We start from the raw sequence: 17,599 nt of genomic DNA, 5'->3' as shown, positions 1-17,599 counted from the left end.
CTTATGGGTTTAGAAATTTTGAAAATTACAGGTTAAGGGTTAAAGTTTTGTGTTCTTGATTAGTGCCCCCGGAAATGGGGATGAGCCAAAATTTCTAAAACTACCGTAACTACTTGATTTTATTGGTGGGCCCACTAGGACTTGAACCTAGGACCAACGGATTATGAGCCCCCGGCCTTAAAATTAACTCGTTGATTTTAAATAAATAATTTGCAACGGGAAACCACTACAAATGTCGTACTGTGTATAACAGTGTCGTACTCAAACACGCAAATCTCACGCAAGGTTATTTTTCATTTTTGTAAGGCATTTAAATCAAAAAAATTAATTATCCATTAATTCGGGCTTGAACACGCTCTAGTTCTCTTATTCGAAGTTGAATTTGAGTGTATAGTTGCGCCTCTAAATTATCTTTATCCATTACTGTTACTACAAGTGCATATGGTTCCTCCTCCAGACACAAGGGTTTTCCCCATTCTCGGTCTTGTCTAATAACAACTACAAACCATTTTTCCGAGGGATTCAGTTGTTTAAGTTCCCAGTAGGAGGATTGAACGGTGCCTTTATCACGTTGTTGTGCGCTGATAGTTCTATTGCTAGTAGACGCATCATTCAGAGTATCTTTTTCTTTTTGCATTTCACGATCAAAATGTTGCGCAACTTCTTCTAATGATTTTCCTTTTACAAGACGAAAAGTTATCTTTGTAGCTAGGTACTCAAGGCGAGTAGTGCGTACTGGAGGAGAATAGGCTAGTGAAACACGTAGCTCGCGTTTCGCTCTTTTGCTACGCAAGAAATCAACTGGTAATGGTAATTCAAAAAATTGACATATATTATTTTCAATTTTATCTTCTGCAATTAGTACTACTGCATTTTCAGTAGATCGGTATAAGATATCTTCATTTACTTTTCCATATCCTACAATATCACGTATTAGCTCGCGATTTTTAGATGGGCTATTATTTTTATATTGCTTACTAAATTCTTCAGAAAAAGTTTCGAAACAAATTTGGGGAATTTCTGCGTGATTAACTAGCAATGCTCTTAACAAATTGGCCGAGGCTTGTGGGTATTCATTAAGCACGCGTCCAGCGAGATGTGTAACATAAGGTGCAGCAAAACTTGTTCCTGAAATTTCTTTGAGTAAGCTACTTCCAGAAAATTGATGATTTAATGTTAGTACGCCTAAGCCACGAAATTCTGTCTTCCATTGTTTTCCTTCCTCTCGTAGAGGTGATGCTAAATTGCCACCTACAGCAACCAAATCAGGTTTTAAAGCTCCTTTGATTGATGGACCATGTCTAGTGAATGGTGATGGTTGGTTTTCGATTGCAGGAGAAAGACTATTAATTTCTGTGGGGTAGCGCTTTTCTTTCTCGTGAGCATTATGTTGAGCAAGGCTTCCTACAGTTAATACATTCATTGCTGGTGCAGGATCAATTATTATGCTTGATTCATGTATTAAGTATTCAGGGTATTCTTCACGCCAGCTTTTTATTGGAATAGGTGTTTCATTACAACCAAAAAAATTGCCAGCCGACACTACAAATAGTATATCGTATTGTCGTGCTAATAAATCGAGCACATAAGCTATTCCACGAATGTGATTACCATCATAAGGACTATTAAGGTTACCTATAGAGAGGTTAAATATACGACATCTAAACTCTTCAACAAAATATTTAACCGCATTTTCAATTGAGGTTTCAATACTTTTTTCATTGAAAAATGCATCTCCCGTTTCAGGATTAAATGAAAGCAATTTTCCATTAAATATCCAGAGTTGAGGTTGCCAAAAGTTTGCAGATAAGCATTCCTCAATGTTTCCATATAAAGCCACTCCGGCAACTGCTGTACCGTGTCCCGCATCGTCATGAACACTTCCATCATCAACAAAACTTGCACTTTCTTGGATAGCAGTTTTTAAAAGAGGGTGGTTAGTATTAATGCCACTGTCAAGAATGCATATTCTTGCACTATCAAGGGGAGGGGATGGTAAGTTTTTAGGAATATTGGATATATCAATATTACATTGTTGAAATGTAATACCAGTTTGAGGAGCAAGGTCTATATAACGAATATCTCGATGTTGAAATAAAAGTTTAGCTTGAACCTTATTTAATTCTACTCGATACATTAATAAGCTGTCTCTATTTAATCTATCGACCATTTTAATAGAGTTATTTTTTAACCATTGTTCGAATTTTACACATAACTGTTGGCGCTCAGGATGATTAGTGCTATGAACTGGCCATAATTCGATATCTAAATAAAATTGGTCTGAACTAGGTAATCCACTTTTCTTAATAGCCCAACTTTTCCTGTCATCTTCTGTCCAATTATGTATTCCATCTATCGCTTCTAAAATTTGTTTATAAGTAATATCTGTATCGTTAAGCCCTAATTTTGATAAGTGTTCTTCAAAAATAGAAAGACCTTTTTCATCAGAAAATACGACACACGTTTCTTGTCCTTCTTGGCTAATAAATTCGATTCCATGTTTTATTAAATGATCAAAATCTAGGCTACCAAGATAATTCAACTTTAAGACAAACTTCCCAGGCTCTGATGCAATTTGTTGGCGTGCTTGGATAGTTGCTTGATTTAAAGAATCTTTCAACTTGTGTGCATGAGCTTGTAAATCATTCCTTTTGAATGGTGGTGGTGGTTTTCTTGTGCGACGCTCATTGTGAAATATTTCTTTTTCTATTTGCAGATGTTTATATTGCTGAGTCATCCAGGTCTCTTAAAGTTGTTTCTTTCTTAATTCGCGATCTATTGATTTTTTTATATCACTTAAAGTAAGAAATTCTTGATTGTGTAAAATAATACGTTTTATTGCACGTCGTACAACTCGCTCAATATCAGCCCCACTTAATCCACTCAAACAATTTATTAATTCGGGCTCATCTAGTTCAAATTGACGGCGTACTCCGCGAAGTTTTAATGATAATATTTTATGTATCAGAGAATCAGTCGGAATAGGGAAATCTATTGTTTCGTCAAAACGTCTCCAAATTGCGGTATCTAATAAATGTTCGTGATTAGTAGCAGCAAATATTAAACTTTTTCCTTGATATGCATCTATCATCTGTAACACCGCATTAACAACACGACGTAATTCGCCATGTTCGCTAGTATCTCCCCGTTCTTTTCCAATTGCATCAAATTCATCAAATAATACTACTAAAGGATATTGAGATATAAAATCAAAAACTTTTCTCAAGTTTGAAGCTGTTTCGCCTAGATATGAAGAGACAAGAGCATCTAGTCGCACTACGGCTAAAGGATAGTCTAACTCATAAGCAATAACTTCTGCAGCTAAAGTTTTTCCACATCCAGGAGGGCCAAAAAGAATAATTTTTTGAGATGCTTTCATCCCATAAGATTTTAAAACATCATTACGGCGATGTTCTTCGAGTAACTCTTCAATAATTGATGTGTTTTCCGGTGATAGAATCAGTTCTTCTATTGATCTTTGTGGTTGTTTTATATCAAAAAGTGGAAAACCTTTTTCTTTATCTTTGGGAATTTGAGAGATAATAGAAGTTAATCCATTTCTAATTGGTGGAATAACATCGCCATAAAGAATTTGTTCGAGATCATTCGCCAACAGATGGTGCTGTTTTTGTCTTTCTTCTAATATTACAGTTTCTGATGCACGACGGAAGGCTGCCAGATCTCCAGTGGTACCTGCTTTAATTAGCTGTCTTAGTGTTTTACCATTCGACATTCTAGTTCCTCTACTTTATTCATTATAAAAGACTAATATCTTTCATATATGAAAACTATAGCAGTTGTGAATACTAATAATATAGAAGATTCTTTCTTGTCATGGGATTGATATTTTTGTATTAGAACCTTACCAACGCTCATCAGATATCTTCAATTATTTTATTTTAATCTTTCGTGGCATTGATTTTAAGTGAATTTATATATAATAAAAAGCCTTGAAATAAGGCTTAGTGATTATTAAAGATATAAATATATCTATTTAACTCCACTAACAAAAATCATCGATAAAAAGGGCATGCGCAAGAGCTTCATAATCAAAGTACTTCATTAATTTGACTGGGAGTGTTTCGTTGTAGTAGTCAGCAAATCAACTATTTCCCCTTAATAGATCAACCACGAAATCAGTGAAAAAAGATGGTCTTATCACAAGATTGCAATGGTTCCACTGGATTCTAACTAATCAGTCAGTTGAGTTGATTTTATGATAGCACGATTTGAGTATTTGTAAGCTTATAATGAGTATTAATTTTGAAGCATATGGTGCCATGCCTCAATGATCATAACCATGGCTAATGTATCTAATTCGCAGTATCTCAATAGAGCGTTTCTAAGTTCTGCACGTTCAGAATTGCTCATATTAGTAAACTGTAACTTTGCATAAGCTATTGTTGCGGCACCGCCTTCTTTTAAGTCTTCACTATCAAATAGAAATTGAGCATCTTCATCAGAGATGTCTTTATTAATTGGTGGTAACAAATGGTAGGGATCTTTTATTCGATTATTTTCTTTAACTATCCAGCATTGATTTATAAAGTTATGGCTTTGAATTCCGTTTTCGGCACCATAGATTGGGTGGCTATATTTTTCTTGAAGGTAATCTGAGCGATTTAAAATAGCTGGAAACACTTGTTTAATTGAGTTAGACCCATTGGTAAGGGGATCATAATGAAAACGTTTGACTAACTCCAAGATATCAACCATGCACCGTGGTCCCTCCCATTTTACTTTACTTTTAGAAGGTGATCTTGTTATGGAAAAAATAAAAGAGCATAAATCTTCTTTGTCATTGGGTGGCTCAATCATTTGCTCTAAATATTCACGAATAAAATTTAGATAGGTATTTTCATGACTACTATATCTAAATATTGTCCCGTCATCATTTTCTAATTCCTTTTTTAGGTGGCGCACAAATTCGATGCTTGGATCAACTCCAGGCTCAGAATTAAGATACTGACCAACATGAGCAACTTGACCTTTTTCATTAAGTGTATGATGTGAGAATTGAAAGGCGATGCCTTGATAAGGATGCGAACCCTTATTAAAAGGAATTGGCAGCATAGCGGTTTCAAAGTCTATAAAGTGGAAGGGGTATCGCCATGAGTCCATTTCCGCTTTTAGGTTTTCTTTATCAAGCCAGACACTATTATCTTGAGTTTTAACTTTTTCTATCTGAAGCCATTGTCTTTTTGTTCTGGAAAGACCCGATTTATCTGATTCTTTTATTGTGAATTCTGTTTCGTCAATGTCCTTTAGTTTGATCAGTCCTTGCTGAAAGTATTTCGGTTTGTCCCGGCAATCCCATAAATTGAGAATGGTAGGGTCATTAAAATCTGATTCTTTGTACCCTAATGATTCACTCCAGCATTCTTTAAAACCAGATAAGAGCCTGTCGGATTCATGTGTATTAAATTGGCAATCACTGCATTCGCCTTTTGCTTTAGGCGGAAACTTCTGTCCACTGAAATATATTTTGCTGAAGTGGTGAAATTGATCTTTTACGGTTTGTCCTTCGTCATTTGTTTCTTGCCAAAGTACATTTATATGATCATCAACATTAACTTCTTTTAGGATTTTCACCGACAAATCTTCTTCAGTTATCGGTGAGGTTAATGTGACAATAGCTTTACCGTTGCTATCTTTTTGAACTAGAAACTTTTGATTTAATCTATCAGTCGGGCAAATAGCATCTTTATCGACAAGCATTAAATAACTGCTTATGGTGAAGGAAGGATAAAGTTGTTCTAGCACCCACTTTTGAAAAGCGATATCGGCAATATAGGGTCGCCAATCTGAATTTATCGTTTCTTTTTTAGTTGTCATCTTAGCTTCATCTTTTTTACTGATGGATTTTGCTTTAACTTCAATTATTTTGATATGGCCTGGTCTTTTCTGCAGGATATCAGCACGTAGGAAATAGTTTTGATATTGAAAGGAAGCTTCAAATAGGGTGATAGAATCCCTTTGAAGTAACTCTTGAGTTTTTTCTAATGCCTCCTTTGTGTCAGATGCCTCAATTGATAAACCATCAGGAAAATAATGCCTTGCTAACTCTTCTACTTGAGCACCGCCTTCAGCCAATGCTTTTAGAAAAGAATTCTCATCCCGCTTATTTATATATTCATCAGGTTTATCAAAATACCAGAGCTTCGTTGGACATTCTAAAGCCATCTTAAATTTTGATTTATTTAGTAGTGCCATCCCTGCTCCTACAAGTACGGGTTTAAAATCTATTCTATTAATTTTAGTAGATAAAAATAAGAAGCCCCAATTTGGGGCTTTTTAACAGAAGGACCTTATTTATAAAGCAATAAGAAAATCATACATGAGACAGCAAACAATGCGGAGGATGCCAATGCAAATTGACTGAATTTTTGCGTCTTTCGTGTCAGGGAGTGAGCCTCAATCAATGAATCCGAGATCAATTTCTGCATAGCTTGAACCGACTCTTTAGTCGATTCATGCAGCAATCTGGTTATAGCTTCTTTACTACTAGCTAATGCCGCATTGAGAACCTTTTCAGCTTTTTCTTTGGCATCATCTTTCCATTGTGAAGAAATGCCTTCCATTTCCTCTCGGAACTGTACCAGCAAATCCTGTTGGGCTTTTCGATTTTCCTCAATCAGTTTTTCATTCATAGTCTGAAGGATAAGAATTGGATCGTCTTTACCCAAAAGTACACCATGTTTGACAGTGATGTCTTGAAGGATTTTATCAAGTTTCTCTGACATTAGATCACCCTGGCACTATCCAGCTGTCCAAATAGTTGAGCGCGAACGATTTTTAAGCGTTGACGGGTCATAATGCTTTTCTCTGGCGTACTCAGTACTTCATCGAAGGTCAGCTTTTGTTGAAGCATTTCGGTTAAATCTCTGCCGTAGGTTTCTTTTTTCAGGTCGGGGATTTGAATTAAGGCTGATATTCTGTCCTTGTTATCTCGGTAGGCTTTCAGTTGTTCAAATGCTTTTCCTTCATGCTCTATAGTTCCCCAATAGGGATTAAGCCAGACAACAAACTGTGCTTCATTTGCAAACTGGTTAATCAGCTGTGCGAAGCCATTAATAGTATCGAATAAGGCCTGGCCACCGGTGATGACCGTATGAATCACCATTTCATGGCCTAATTCCTTTAACAATGCGGGAACTTGGTTGCTGATGAGGTAGTGAGATAGCGGTACAAAAGAACTGGCACCGTTGTCTATGACTACATCATTAGTTGTTGAGGCAATTTTTTCGATGAGGACATCAAAAAGACGGGGGTTGATTTCATCACCGCTCATGACTTGAATATGATCGACGTTGAGGGCTTTAAAGCCATGAAAGGTAGAATTGATGGGGTCGGTGTCAATACACAGCGGAGTATGCCCTTTGTGTTGTTTGTATTGTGCGGTTGTTGCTGAAATAAATGATTTGCCGACACCGCCTTTTCCCTGCAGTGTGATATGTATTTTTGCCATTACAAGAGTTCCTCCAAATTAGGTTTTGGATTAAAAGTAAAACCGCGAATTTCAGTTTTTGTCTTACTTTTAGCCTTTTCATCATCCTTGGTGTTCTCCTGAATAGATGGCTTTTTTTCTGCAGCAATCAAACGTGCTACATAGCCACAAAAGGTTTTGTATGAAAATGAGATTTTACCTTCCTCAACTAAGGTTTCCCAGACAAGCTTTATAGACCAGCCGTCAGCTAGAGCTGAAGCGATATCATTTTTTAAAGCAAGAAATGCGGCTTTATTTACAGATTTAGCAGAGGCTTTTCTTACCATTTGCTTTGCTGCGATTCGTTCGCTGAGGGAGTTTCCCATGTCATACCGTCAACTTATTATTGTTCTCTTTCTGATGGTACAAACTATTTTATTGTTATGCAATTAATTAAGTTATTTTCTTTCCTTTTGGCGTAATTAAGCATCATCATAAACGTATAAATATGTAATTTATCGTAATAATTGGTAATTATTCGAAATTAAATTAGTTTTAAAACAAAGGGTCTTGAAATTACATAAAATTACCTGATAGGATGCTATTAAATGAACTTAAAACGCAGGGCAAGATAGGTGAAGTTAGCTAACCAGCAAGCTGGCTACCAAACCTCACGAGTCTTATTCGCACCTCAGGTGCTCAACGAAAAACCTGTGTTTTGAGGTCAAATCAATACCCAAAGGATTGCATAACCACTTAATAAAGAGGTCAGCATCCTTATGGACGATAAGCTTAAAGCACCTACAAGAAAAAATGGTCGTCATCTTCGCGTACCTGTCTTGCCTTCCGAAGAAATTCAAATTAAATCGAATGCAGCCACTGCCGGCCTTTCAATTGCCGAGTACTTAAGACGGATAAGTCTTGGTTATCAAATTCAAAGTAGTGTTGATAAAGATCATATACTGCAGCTAGCCAAAATTAATGGGGACTTAGGACGGCTTGGTGGACTGTTAAAACTATGGTTGACTCAGGATAAACGCGTTGCGCATTTTGACCTACAAACAGTAAAAACATTATTAAATCGTATTCAAACCACCCAGGATGCAATGTTGGAAGTGGTGAAAAAACTATGATTATTCGCCATATCCCTATGAAGAAAACAAGACTTAGTAGTTTCTCGGGTCTTGTTCAATACCTGTGTAATCAACAAAACAAACAGGAGAGAGTGGGAAAAGTCAGATTATCAAACTGTAATAGCCTGGATCCCATTTGGGCTGTTCAGGAGGTATTAGCAACACAAGCTAAAAACCAAAGAGCCACTGGAGATAAAACCTACCATATGCTTATTTCTTTTGCTCCAGGAGAAAACCCTTCCGCTCAAATTTTACGTGAAATTGAAGATAGAGTGGCATTGTCGATTGGATTTAAAGAACACCAAAGAATCTCAGTTGTTCATCATGACACAGACAATCTTCATATTCATGTTGCGATTAATAAAATTCATCCTCAAACCTTTAATATGATTGAACCTTACAGGGCATATAAGACCTTTGCAGAGGTTGCATCCCAGCTTGAAATTGAATTAGGTCTTCAAATAACCAATCATCAAACTCGGAAAAACCATTCGGAAAATCTTGCAGACGATATGGAGCGCCATTCAGGTATTGAAAGCTTGATTAATTGGATGAAGCGTCACTGTAAAGAAAAAATAGAGGCAGCTAGAAACTGGAAGGAGATTCATAGTATTTTGGCAGAACATGGGTTGATTATACGTGCTAAAGTCAATGGTTTTGTTTTCTGCAATGCGCAAGGGATGACTGTTAAAGCTAGTTCTATTTCCAGAAGCTTTTCTAAAAAAAATCTCGAATCCAAGCTAGGTGACTTCGTACAATCCTACTCAGAGGACGGTGCACCTGCTTCTAATGTTTACCGTTATGAACCACTAAATAAAAAAGTACTTGGTACGGCCCTTTATGCCAAATATCTGCATGAAAAGTCACACAATAAACACTTCATTTCAGACAAACTTAAAAACTTGCGAGAGGCCAGAGCCAAACTTATTGAAAAGGCTAAAAAGCGAGGTCGAATTAAAAGAGCGGCTTTGAAATTAATGAACCTTTCTAAAGTACAGAAAAAGTTCCTATATAGTCACATAAATAAAACGCTCCTTAATGAAATTGCTAACATAAGGAAAAATTACGGCAAAGAACGTAGCCGGTTATTAGATTCCTACCAAAACAAAACCTGGGCTGATTGGCTGAAACAAAACGCACAAAGTGGCGACCAGGATGCTTTAGTGACACTGCGTTATCGTAATCGTAAAAATAAGCATGATTACGCTATATCAGGATCAGGCTCTTCTTTTTTTTCCTCTTTAAATTTTGGACAAATCGACTCTGTTACTAAAGAAGGTACTGAGATTTATAAAAAAGATAACAATGTTATTAGGGACAATGGAAAGGAAATTTTCATTTCTAAAGGCGGGTCTATTCCTACGCTTAAAAGAGCCTTGGAAATGGCAAGGCAGCGCTATGGTGACTGTATTTGTGTGAATGGGTCTCCATTATTTAAAAAGATTATCTTGCAGATTGTTATTCAATATCAAATGCCAATCACTTTTGCTGATTTGGATTTGGAAAATCAACGTCAAAAACTAAATTTTGAACAGGAGAAATCCCATGATCAATCAAGAGCAAACCGACAAAGCCATCGAGGAAGAACTTCAGGAGGCTATGAGGCTGCTGGAACAGCCACTGGAAAGAGAAGGGGTAGTACAAAGCCCGACTCTTTCAGCATTAGACAAGGCTCGCCAGCCAAAGATCACAACAGCTTGCGAAACCTGTCCAAATGCGATCTGGTTCAGCTCACCGGAGGAGGTCAAGTGCTATTGCCGGATAATGCACATGCTCACCTGGAGCGGAAAGGATTCAAACTTGATAACCATGTGCGACGGGAAGTTTCTCGATTAAATAAGAATCGTAAGGGTTATAAGAATTGAAATCCTACTGAGATTACACAGCGTTAAATTAGTCGACTATATGCAACTGTATAAAATTTTTTATGTCTGTGTATCTTATATTTAAGATTGTCATTTGTTAGATTCTATAGAAAATTGTTTGTATGGTTTTATTGTCGCTTTTATGTCGTGTTGTTGTCGTGGTTGACAAACCTTACGTTGATACAATAAAAGCCTATTTATTAACCAGTGAGGTAGACAATGACAAACGAACAAAATAATGGTACATACGGTCCCATACCAGGAAAATATCTTGCTTTCTACATTGTACTGTACCGCAAACAGAGAGGGTGGACGCAAGAAACTTTGGCAGAACTCACGAAGCTTAGTGTCAGGACGATTCAGAGAGTAGAAAATGGTAAAAGTTCGAGTCCTGATGTGAGACGAGCTCTGGCCAATGTTTTTGAACTCGGAGATATTGATATATTTAACAGACCTTTCCAGCATCCCGATGAAGCGGCCTTAAGAGAAGAATATGAGCGGTTACAAAAAGAAACTATTACACTTTCTGTAAAAAAAGTCACATGCGGCAGGCAGCTTCGAGAAATGGCTGAGGATGCACAAGCGCATCAGTTTGAAGCAAGGGAGGGTCTTTCAAAGGAAGCTGAACACTGTTTTGCTGAGCTTCAAGATTATCTTCAGGATTGTGACGGGATATATGAGGAAATGACAGCAATACAGAAACTGGAGATCAATGAAGAACTTCAGCGCATGCTTGAACGATTTAATAGTGCAGGAGTAAGTCTTGGTATTGCCGTTAGGCGTCTTAAAATGGGAGACGAAAAAGATCCTTTTTTCATGAGAAGTAATTGTTATATTGCTGCACCCAATGACAGCTTCCCAGAAAAAATTATGTTAAACAAAAGTGTTCGAATGGGTATGTAATCCATTGAGCAGAGCCTTCCGGTTATGCTGGTCGGATGATTATCATACTATATCACTTTGCTTAATAACTTAATGGCGATAATTGGACACATTAATTGTCGCCATTGAAATTGAATCTATAAAATATGAGCCACATTACACTTTTGCGATAATCTCAAGTTGCTGTATCTCTTAGCTATTCTATCAATCTTTGGCTTTATTTGCCGTTTTACCCCTTCAATACCCAGCATGCTTCTATTTCCCAGATCATTAAAATCGCTGAACTGAGCGGGGTTTAATGCCTGTTCGCCTGGTGCAAAAGTTGGGAGAATGACAAAGCCATTGACTGCATCTGCTGCTTCGCCTCCTTTTTCCTTTCCAGGATTGATGCCTTGAGTTAATTCAAGGTGTTTGTCATCGTCTGTGGCCACAATGATTGGGGTATGAGGATATTTTTCATGTAGCGCTTTCGCCACAGACTTGAGGTTTCCAGCATCAAACGCTGAAACGACAGCCGGCAGCTCGGTTGCCTCTTGTATCGTTGCAGCGGTGGCATAACCCTCCGTTATCAGAATAACGGGTACCTCTGCAAGCTTGTCGATACCGCCCAATACATGAAAACAACCTTCTTTTCTTGAATCTTTTGCAAAGCGCTTGGTTCCATCTTCGGCAATATACTGAACAGTCCAAAGTGTTCCTTCGCAATCAGTTGCTGGAATACAGGTTATTTTTTTTTCTTCATCAGTATACACGCCAGAATGAACCTGAATACCTTTGGCCTGCATATAAGGGGTGGGTTCCACAATTTCAGTCATCATGGATAATTTTCGTTCGAGTCTTAATGCCGTACTTTTTTGTTTAGTTTCAAGCTCACGTTGACGAGTTTGTTGATGCTCAAGTGCTTCTGCCTTAAGAGTTGCCTTCTGTTCATCAGTTAAAATGTAGCCCTTACATTTCCAATTAAGCTCAGTACCAGTTCGGTTGTTTTTAATATATCCTGCTGGAATACCATCTAAATGAGCTATATAAAAACCTGCTTTTTCACCGTTTTTATCACCCTCTGTAGCTATGCGATGAGGTTTACCATCCATAATTGGATGCCCACCTGAAACAATAGCACCAATGTTTATTAATGCTGCTTTAAACTCATCCTCAGGGATAAGCGATTTTTCCTGGGTTAATGCCTGATGTTCAGGAAGCCAGGCTTTAATTTTCTCAACAGGAACACCAGGATTTGCATACCAACATTTTTGAACTTTATCCCAGGCAATACCTGGTGTTCCATCAGGTAGTTTTCCTATTGTAGATTTGGCAATCTCTTTTTGTTTGAAGGGGATGCTTAACCAGACCTTTTCAGAAGTGGTGTTGTCAGTCGCCATAAAGATTTCCTCTTTTAGTTTATCATCCTTGATTTCAATAAGTGGTGCCAATTGAATATCTTGAGTTTGCTCTAAAGCACACAGGTGATTCACTATTTTCTCTGCATCTGCGGATGCTCTGAATATTTCTAAGGGCTCATCTTCCAAAACACGAATCCATGATTTGATATATGCCGTGTGTTGAGAAGGGTCATGACCTATACCAAGCTCAGCACCTAAAAGCATGCTTGCAATTTCTGCTCTTAATTCTTCTTTGGCATAGGCATCTGAACCAAAGGGATGGCCTAAATCTCTATCCAGTCTTGAAGGATGACCGCTCCAATGCCCTAGTTCATGCAGGGCAGTAGCATAATAGTTCGCTGCGGATTTAAATTGCTCTTTAGGTGGAAGATGAATGCTATCAGTCGATAACCTATAAAATGCTCTGTCTGCTTCAGAGTGAATAATGGTGGTGCCAGAGTTATGTAGCAGTTTTTCTGCTCTTTCAATCAAGGACCAATCTGGCTCTTTTGCAATGAGTTCAGGCATATTTTCAATTTGCGAAGCATGAAATACTGTTGTATAAAACACTTTAGGTCGTTCAAGATTCACCTGCACTTTTAATGGATTACCATGCTCATCAAGCACAGGTTTACCAGCATCATCGTATTTAGTTTGCTCTTCATGAAATTTCCAATATTGGATTGTGGTTCCTTTTTCTCCCTTGCGAACCTGAGCATCCATACTTTGAGCTTGTTTGTAGGTTAACCAACGGTTGTCATCACTTTGATTTACCATCAAATACAAGACATTGATTCCTCGATAGCGTTTACCTGTGACTGGATTATAAGGAACTTGACCATTACCTGTGCCAGGCTCCCATGGTTTTAACCAGGGTGCGGTTCTTGTTTTCAGGCTTTCAATAATTTGATTGGCAACGACTTGATGGTAGGGAGTTTTAGTCATAAATGGCCTCCATCGCATCTTCTTCATTGAGTGCATTTTCAACAAAAGCTCCCATGATGTCAGCTTCTATCGGGCTGACCTCGACAAGAAAGCCAGGGATTCCTAAATCTTTGAATTTTTCTGAAATCACATCCATTAACTCTGTTTCGTGACTCATGTGGTTTTCTCCCGTTTATTAATTACCCATATGGGTGTGATCATTCCCTTGATTTGTCTTGTGTGAACAAGACCATAATATCGACCATCAAATGACCATTCGCTTTGACTGGTCATGGTCATCACTTCATTTTCTTTAAGCAGATAATCTAAGGTCCTCCATTGAGGTAATGTTCGGTTAATTCCATCCTTTAATTTTGGCTTTGAAAAGGGAAGCAACGTTTGATTTACCAAGACCCCTTCAGGTGTCACAGAAAGAATATCGCCAGATATCGCGACCACTTTTTTCATTAAATAACCATATCCACCACAATTAAGACCATGGTCTATATAGCCTCTGTTCTTGGCTAACCTAAACGACTTCCTGTCATCAGGGCAAAAAATCACATAAGCATTTTTGAGAGACTCTGCACTGATGATGCGATATAAGCCTATAGGTATGGATTCAGTCAGGTTCATCCTAAAACCCATAGCATGGAACAATGCGCCTAAAGCAATAAGACTTATCAAGAAAATAGCGATGAAGACGGACAATTTTTTCATAACTTGATGAGCTCATCGTCACTTAAACGAGCACGCAAAATATCTGAGTATACTGGTGCCTCGACAGATGCTCTGGCTAAGAAAACCGGATCGTTAAAATAAAGTGGTTGTTTCCCATAAATTGCAGGAAAACCTGCAACATAAACCACCATATCACCAGCCTCCCGTATCAAACCATCGGCATCTTTTTTCGGTCCTGGCATACGCAAACACTCATCAACGGTTAAAAGAGGTCTTGATACTTCCTGCACGGTTTTGGAAATTTGATTTAAAAAAGTTGATAAGCGTTTGCCGCTGGTGGTGATGTGTTCTTTAACAATCGTCGTCTGTCCTGTCAGCTTGGAAAGATGTTCTGCCGTTTCAACCCGGTTAGGTGGATAAGCATTTTGAATATGGCAATTAGACGTGATGGTTTCATCAGGACCATAACCACGTTCACGGCTTTTAAGCTGATTAATGTCCTGACAAATTAAGTAAAACTTTAAACCATAACCTGCAACGAACGCTAATGACTCTTGCAGAATATCGAGTTTTCCAAGACTTGGAAATTCATCGATCATGCAAAGCAGTCGATGCTTATACGTTTTTTTCGTTCTGACATAAGATAAACCTTTATCATCAGATACACGCTCAAACTCCATTTTGTCAGCCAATAATCTCACTATCATATTAATCATGACCCTAACCAGAGGCTGAAGCCTTGCTTTGTCATTGGGTTGAGTAACGATATAAAGGCTCACAGGACTTGCATGGTTCATTAAATCGCGGATGCAAAAATCCGAGGCAGAGACGTTATGCGCCACCACTGGATCGCGGTAGAGCGCCAGATAAGATTTTAAGGTGGATAACACAGAACCAGCTTCTTCCTCGGGACGGTCTATCATGTCACGGGCGGAGGCTGAAATAACCGAATGGGTTTTGCCCTCGATATGGGGGTATTGGGTCATTTCAATGAGTAGATCGGCAATATTAATATTGGGATCAACCAGCATACGGTCAATGTTGGGAAATGTGGCGGGTTCCCCCTGGTTGTTTAGTTTGTAAATCGCATGCAGAACAAAACCCACCAAAAGGGCTTGTGAGGTTTTCTGCCAGTGGGTTTCAAGTCCTTTACCATCAGGATCCACTACAAGTGTTGCCAAATTTTGTACGTCACCCACCTCTGATTCCGTACCGACTCTAATTTCATCAAGCGGATTCCAACGGGCTGAACCAGTTAATGTTGCTGGTTCAAAGCGAATCACTTTATTGTTGGCATGCTTTTGTCTCCAGCCGGAGGTCATTGCCCAAAGCTCACCTTTTAAATCGGTAATGACACAGGAGTGCTTCCACGATAAAAGGGTTGGAATCACAAGACCAACACCCTTTCCCGAGCGCGTTGGCGCATAGGTTAAAACATGCTCCGGTCCATTATGGCGCAAATAATGAATTTCTCCCTGCGTATCTTCAATTGCCCCAACATACACACCTTCCTCCTGGTCAAGCAAACCAGCATTGTTCAAATCATTCTTATTCGCCCATCTGGCTGAGCCGTGAAGGTATTCGCTGATGCTTTCTTTTTTAAAATGACGACTTGCAAACATCAGCAGCATTAAAAAAAGACAGTTACTCATCACCACCATGCCAAATGCGGCATTAAAATATTCGGGATGGTAATGATAATCGTTCATGTTCCACCAAAGCAGTTGCCAGGGTAGATAAACATGCGCAAAGGATAAGCCTAAACTATTGTGATAATGAAACTTATAAGCCACATATTGTGTGCCAATTTCCAGACTGATTAAAAACCCCAAAATAATCATTCCAATGAGTCGTATGGTTTTCTTTTTATCCTGTTTTTTCCTTACCTGTGGGCCAATAGATTTATTAGGCTTATTCAGATTCATTGGCTGTCTCCAGATGCTTTTCGATTGACAAAATGGCTGACTTCATCATCATTTTCTCCGGCACTGAAACTTCCTTCTGGAGCGACTATTGAAGTAATATTTTGAAATGCACAATCCTGCTGTTCAGATGTTGATAAATCGTTTTGTGACTCCACTCGTTGATAAATTGCATCTGCAATTTTCCCACCTGTAGTTTCGGCCACTGTAGCAGCGATTGCGTCCTTTACAGCACTTGCCTTTTCGTGAGCCACATCAAATGCTCCTGTGGCTAAATGCGACCCGAACGAACCGGCGAATTTGGAAGCTTGTCCCATGGCTTGTGCCAAACTACCGGTTTTGGAACTGACATTGCCCTCTGAAGCAGAACCTAAATCACCAGTCCCCATACTTTGGGAAGCCGCTTTGAATGCAGCATGAAGAGCGGATAATCCTCCTGCGCTCTGAGCACTAACAGCTCCCGCGCTACTGGCCAAAGCCGCACCTGCAATGCTGGCAGCACCTAAAGCGCCACCCAAGCCAATACCACCGCTGCCTCCGCCACCGCCAGATACAATGCTGGCGAGAACAGGGGGGATTTTATTAATCAATATCAGCAAAAGAATGGCGACAACGAGCATCACAAACATTTCTTTTAACAAAATGTCTTTTGCCATAGCCGCATAATATTGATCGACAAAAGACTTACCAATACCAATAATCAAAATCATCGCAAATGCCTGTAATGCAATACCAAGTACCGTTTTGTAGTATTGAATTGCTATATCGCAAGTCCAGCGTCCGCCACCAAAGCCCAACAAGATGATTCCGCCATAGGTTAAAATCCAGGCAGTAATGAGAATAATCAGCATGTTAATACTGACCAGTGCCAAAACGACCAGAATCACCCCAGCAACGATCAATCCCACTGTAGTTGCTGCAGGAGACCATAGAGACGAGTTATCAATAGCTTTGGAGACAATATCAAAACCTACGTCAATAATGTCAGAGGGGGAAATGTGCGTATCAATTCCGGAAGCCTTAGCTGCGAGTTGTCGAATGGAATCGATGATTGCGCTGGCAATGGCAGGTCCATTATCCAAAATCCAATAGAAAAAACCGACAACCACTAAAAATCGCACCGTTTCAGCCATAAATTCCTGAATATCCGCTCTTCGTAATGACATAAGCCCATAGGTCCATACCATGCTAATTAATGCCAGAGACCAGAAGAGGTATCGAGCATAACTTAATATGGTTTGGCTCCATGTAGAGGCTGTACTGGAAAACCGATAGAGAATATTATCCAGCAAATCCCTGCTGTCCATGCTGCCTTGTGCATGAGCCGACAAGGAAAACCCAATTAAAAGGAATACGATTAAATAAGTGATTGTCTTTTTTTTCATAG

General features: G+C 38.8%; 14 protein-coding genes. 3 read left to right on the top strand and 11 right to left on the bottom strand.

What is annotated here, in order from left to right:
• Positions 1 to 328 precede the first annotated feature (328 nt).
• The 6 genes from Lsan_RS00565 to Lsan_RS00540 all read right to left on the bottom strand — a co-directional run bounded on the left by Lsan_RS00565 (position 329) and on the right by Lsan_RS00540 (position 7,812).
• Positions 329 to 2,737, bottom strand: a complete 2,409-nt coding sequence (locus Lsan_RS00565; protein ID WP_058512601.1) for a S8 family peptidase — start codon at positions 2,735 to 2,737, stop codon at positions 329 to 331.
• A 9-nt stretch (positions 2,738 to 2,746) separates the two neighbouring features.
• Positions 2,747 to 3,733 (bottom strand): AAA family ATPase, encoded by a 987-nt coding sequence (locus tag Lsan_RS00560; RefSeq protein ID WP_058512600.1) that lies wholly within the window; start codon positions 3,731 to 3,733, stop codon positions 2,747 to 2,749.
• Between the two features lie 524 nt (positions 3,734 to 4,257).
• Positions 4,258 to 6,213 (bottom strand): DUF2779 domain-containing protein, encoded by a 1,956-nt coding sequence (locus Lsan_RS00555; protein ID WP_065236262.1) that lies wholly within the window; start codon positions 6,211 to 6,213, stop codon positions 4,258 to 4,260.
• 95 nt (positions 6,214 to 6,308) lie between these two features.
• Positions 6,309 to 6,743: a conjugal transfer protein TraM gene (locus tag Lsan_RS00550; protein WP_058512599.1), complete on the bottom strand. Its 435-nt coding sequence runs from the start codon at positions 6,741 to 6,743 to the stop codon at positions 6,309 to 6,311.
• A complete protein-coding gene (locus Lsan_RS00545) occupies positions 6,743 to 7,468 on the bottom strand; it encodes an ArsA-related P-loop ATPase (protein WP_058512598.1) in 726 nt (241 codons plus the stop codon). Before Lsan_RS00545 ends, Lsan_RS00550 begins: the two co-directional genes overlap by 1 nt.
• On the bottom strand, positions 7,468 to 7,812 hold the full coding sequence (locus Lsan_RS00540) for a TraK family protein (protein ID WP_058512597.1): 345 nt from the start codon (positions 7,810 to 7,812) through the stop codon (positions 7,468 to 7,470). The genes Lsan_RS00545 and Lsan_RS00540 overlap by 1 nt, the downstream gene beginning before the upstream one ends.
• 393 nt (positions 7,813 to 8,205) lie before the next feature.
• Between Lsan_RS00540 and traJ the strand changes: the two genes are divergently transcribed.
• The 3 genes from traJ to Lsan_RS00525 all read left to right on the top strand — a co-directional run bounded on the left by traJ (position 8,206) and on the right by Lsan_RS00525 (position 11,327).
• Positions 8,206 to 8,559 (top strand): conjugal transfer transcriptional regulator TraJ, encoded by a 354-nt coding sequence (traJ, locus tag Lsan_RS00535; protein WP_058512596.1) that lies wholly within the window; start codon positions 8,206 to 8,208, stop codon positions 8,557 to 8,559.
• Positions 8,556 to 10,424, top strand: a complete 1,869-nt coding sequence (gene traI / locus Lsan_RS00530; RefSeq protein WP_058512595.1) for a TraI/MobA(P) family conjugative relaxase — start codon at positions 8,556 to 8,558, stop codon at positions 10,422 to 10,424. The genes traJ and traI overlap by 4 nt, the downstream gene beginning before the upstream one ends.
• A gap of 219 nt (positions 10,425 to 10,643) precedes the next feature.
• Complete coding sequence (locus Lsan_RS00525) at positions 10,644 to 11,327, top strand: helix-turn-helix domain-containing protein (protein WP_058512594.1); 684 nt, start codon at positions 10,644 to 10,646, stop codon at positions 11,325 to 11,327.
• 116 nt (positions 11,328 to 11,443) lie between these two features.
• Here the strand turns inward: Lsan_RS00525 and Lsan_RS00520 are convergent, their stop codons facing one another.
• The 5 genes from Lsan_RS00520 to trbL are packed head-to-tail and all read right to left on the bottom strand — an operon-like array spanning position 11,444 to position 17,597.
• Positions 11,444 to 13,630 (bottom strand): zincin-like metallopeptidase domain-containing protein, encoded by a 2,187-nt coding sequence (locus tag Lsan_RS00520; RefSeq protein WP_058512593.1) that lies wholly within the window; start codon positions 13,628 to 13,630, stop codon positions 11,444 to 11,446.
• On the bottom strand, positions 13,623 to 13,787 hold the full coding sequence (locus tag Lsan_RS22430; protein ID WP_058512592.1) for a hypothetical protein: 165 nt from the start codon (positions 13,785 to 13,787) through the stop codon (positions 13,623 to 13,625). Before Lsan_RS22430 ends, Lsan_RS00520 begins: the two co-directional genes overlap by 8 nt.
• Positions 13,784 to 14,329: a conjugative transfer signal peptidase TraF gene (gene traF / locus Lsan_RS00510; protein WP_058512591.1), complete on the bottom strand. Its 546-nt coding sequence runs from the start codon at positions 14,327 to 14,329 to the stop codon at positions 13,784 to 13,786. The genes Lsan_RS22430 and traF overlap by 4 nt, the downstream gene beginning before the upstream one ends.
• Entirely contained in the window at positions 14,326 to 16,215 is a 1,890-nt protein-coding gene (locus Lsan_RS00505; RefSeq protein ID WP_058512590.1) for a type IV secretory system conjugative DNA transfer family protein, read from the bottom strand. Before Lsan_RS00505 ends, traF begins: the two co-directional genes overlap by 4 nt.
• Positions 16,212 to 17,597 carry a P-type conjugative transfer protein TrbL gene (gene trbL, locus Lsan_RS00500; RefSeq protein ID WP_058512589.1) on the bottom strand — a complete coding sequence of 462 codons (1,386 nt, stop codon included), beginning with the start codon at positions 17,595 to 17,597 and terminating at the stop codon, positions 16,212 to 16,214. The genes Lsan_RS00505 and trbL overlap by 4 nt, the downstream gene beginning before the upstream one ends.
• Positions 17,598 to 17,599: the final 2 nt, after the last annotated feature.

Source organism: Legionella santicrucis (assembly GCF_001468135.1).
GTDB classification, from domain to species: Bacteria; Pseudomonadota; Gammaproteobacteria; order Legionellales; family Legionellaceae; genus Legionella; species Legionella santicrucis.
This window is presented reverse-complemented; position numbering and strand designations above follow the sequence as displayed.

Bases quoted from the DNA above. Each gene is read 5' to 3' on its own strand.
- Lsan_RS00505 (WP_058512590.1), bottom strand. From the start codon at position 16,215: ATGAATCTGAATAAGCCTAATAAATCTATTGGCCCACAGGTAAGGAAA.
- Lsan_RS00540 (WP_058512597.1), bottom strand. From the start codon at position 7,812: ATGGGAAACTCCCTCAGCGAACGAATCGCAGCAAAGCAAATGGTAAGA.
- traI (WP_058512595.1), top strand. From the start codon at position 8,556: ATGATTATTCGCCATATCCCTATGAAGAAAACAAGACTTAGTAGTTTC.
- traF (WP_058512591.1), bottom strand. From the start codon at position 14,329: ATGAAAAAATTGTCCGTCTTCATCGCTATTTTCTTGATAAGTCTTATT.
- Lsan_RS00545 (WP_058512598.1), bottom strand. From the start codon at position 7,468: ATGGCAAAAATACATATCACACTGCAGGGAAAAGGCGGTGTCGGCAAA.
- Lsan_RS00520 (WP_058512593.1), bottom strand. From the start codon at position 13,630: ATGACTAAAACTCCCTACCATCAAGTCGTTGCCAATCAAATTATTGAA.
- trbL (WP_058512589.1), bottom strand. From the start codon at position 17,597: ATGAAAAAAAAGACAATCACTTATTTAATCGTATTCCTTTTAATTGGG.
- Lsan_RS00525 (WP_058512594.1), top strand. From the start codon at position 10,644: ATGACAAACGAACAAAATAATGGTACATACGGTCCCATACCAGGAAAA.
- Lsan_RS00550 (WP_058512599.1), bottom strand. From the start codon at position 6,743: ATGTCAGAGAAACTTGATAAAATCCTTCAAGACATCACTGTCAAACAT.
- Lsan_RS00560 (WP_058512600.1), bottom strand. From the start codon at position 3,733: ATGTCGAATGGTAAAACACTAAGACAGCTAATTAAAGCAGGTACCACT.
- traJ (WP_058512596.1), top strand. From the start codon at position 8,206: ATGGACGATAAGCTTAAAGCACCTACAAGAAAAAATGGTCGTCATCTT.
- Lsan_RS00555 (WP_065236262.1), bottom strand. From the start codon at position 6,213: ATGGCACTACTAAATAAATCAAAATTTAAGATGGCTTTAGAATGTCCA.
- Lsan_RS22430 (WP_058512592.1), bottom strand. From the start codon at position 13,787: ATGAGTCACGAAACAGAGTTAATGGATGTGATTTCAGAAAAATTCAAA.
- Lsan_RS00565 (WP_058512601.1), bottom strand. From the start codon at position 2,737: ATGACTCAGCAATATAAACATCTGCAAATAGAAAAAGAAATATTTCAC.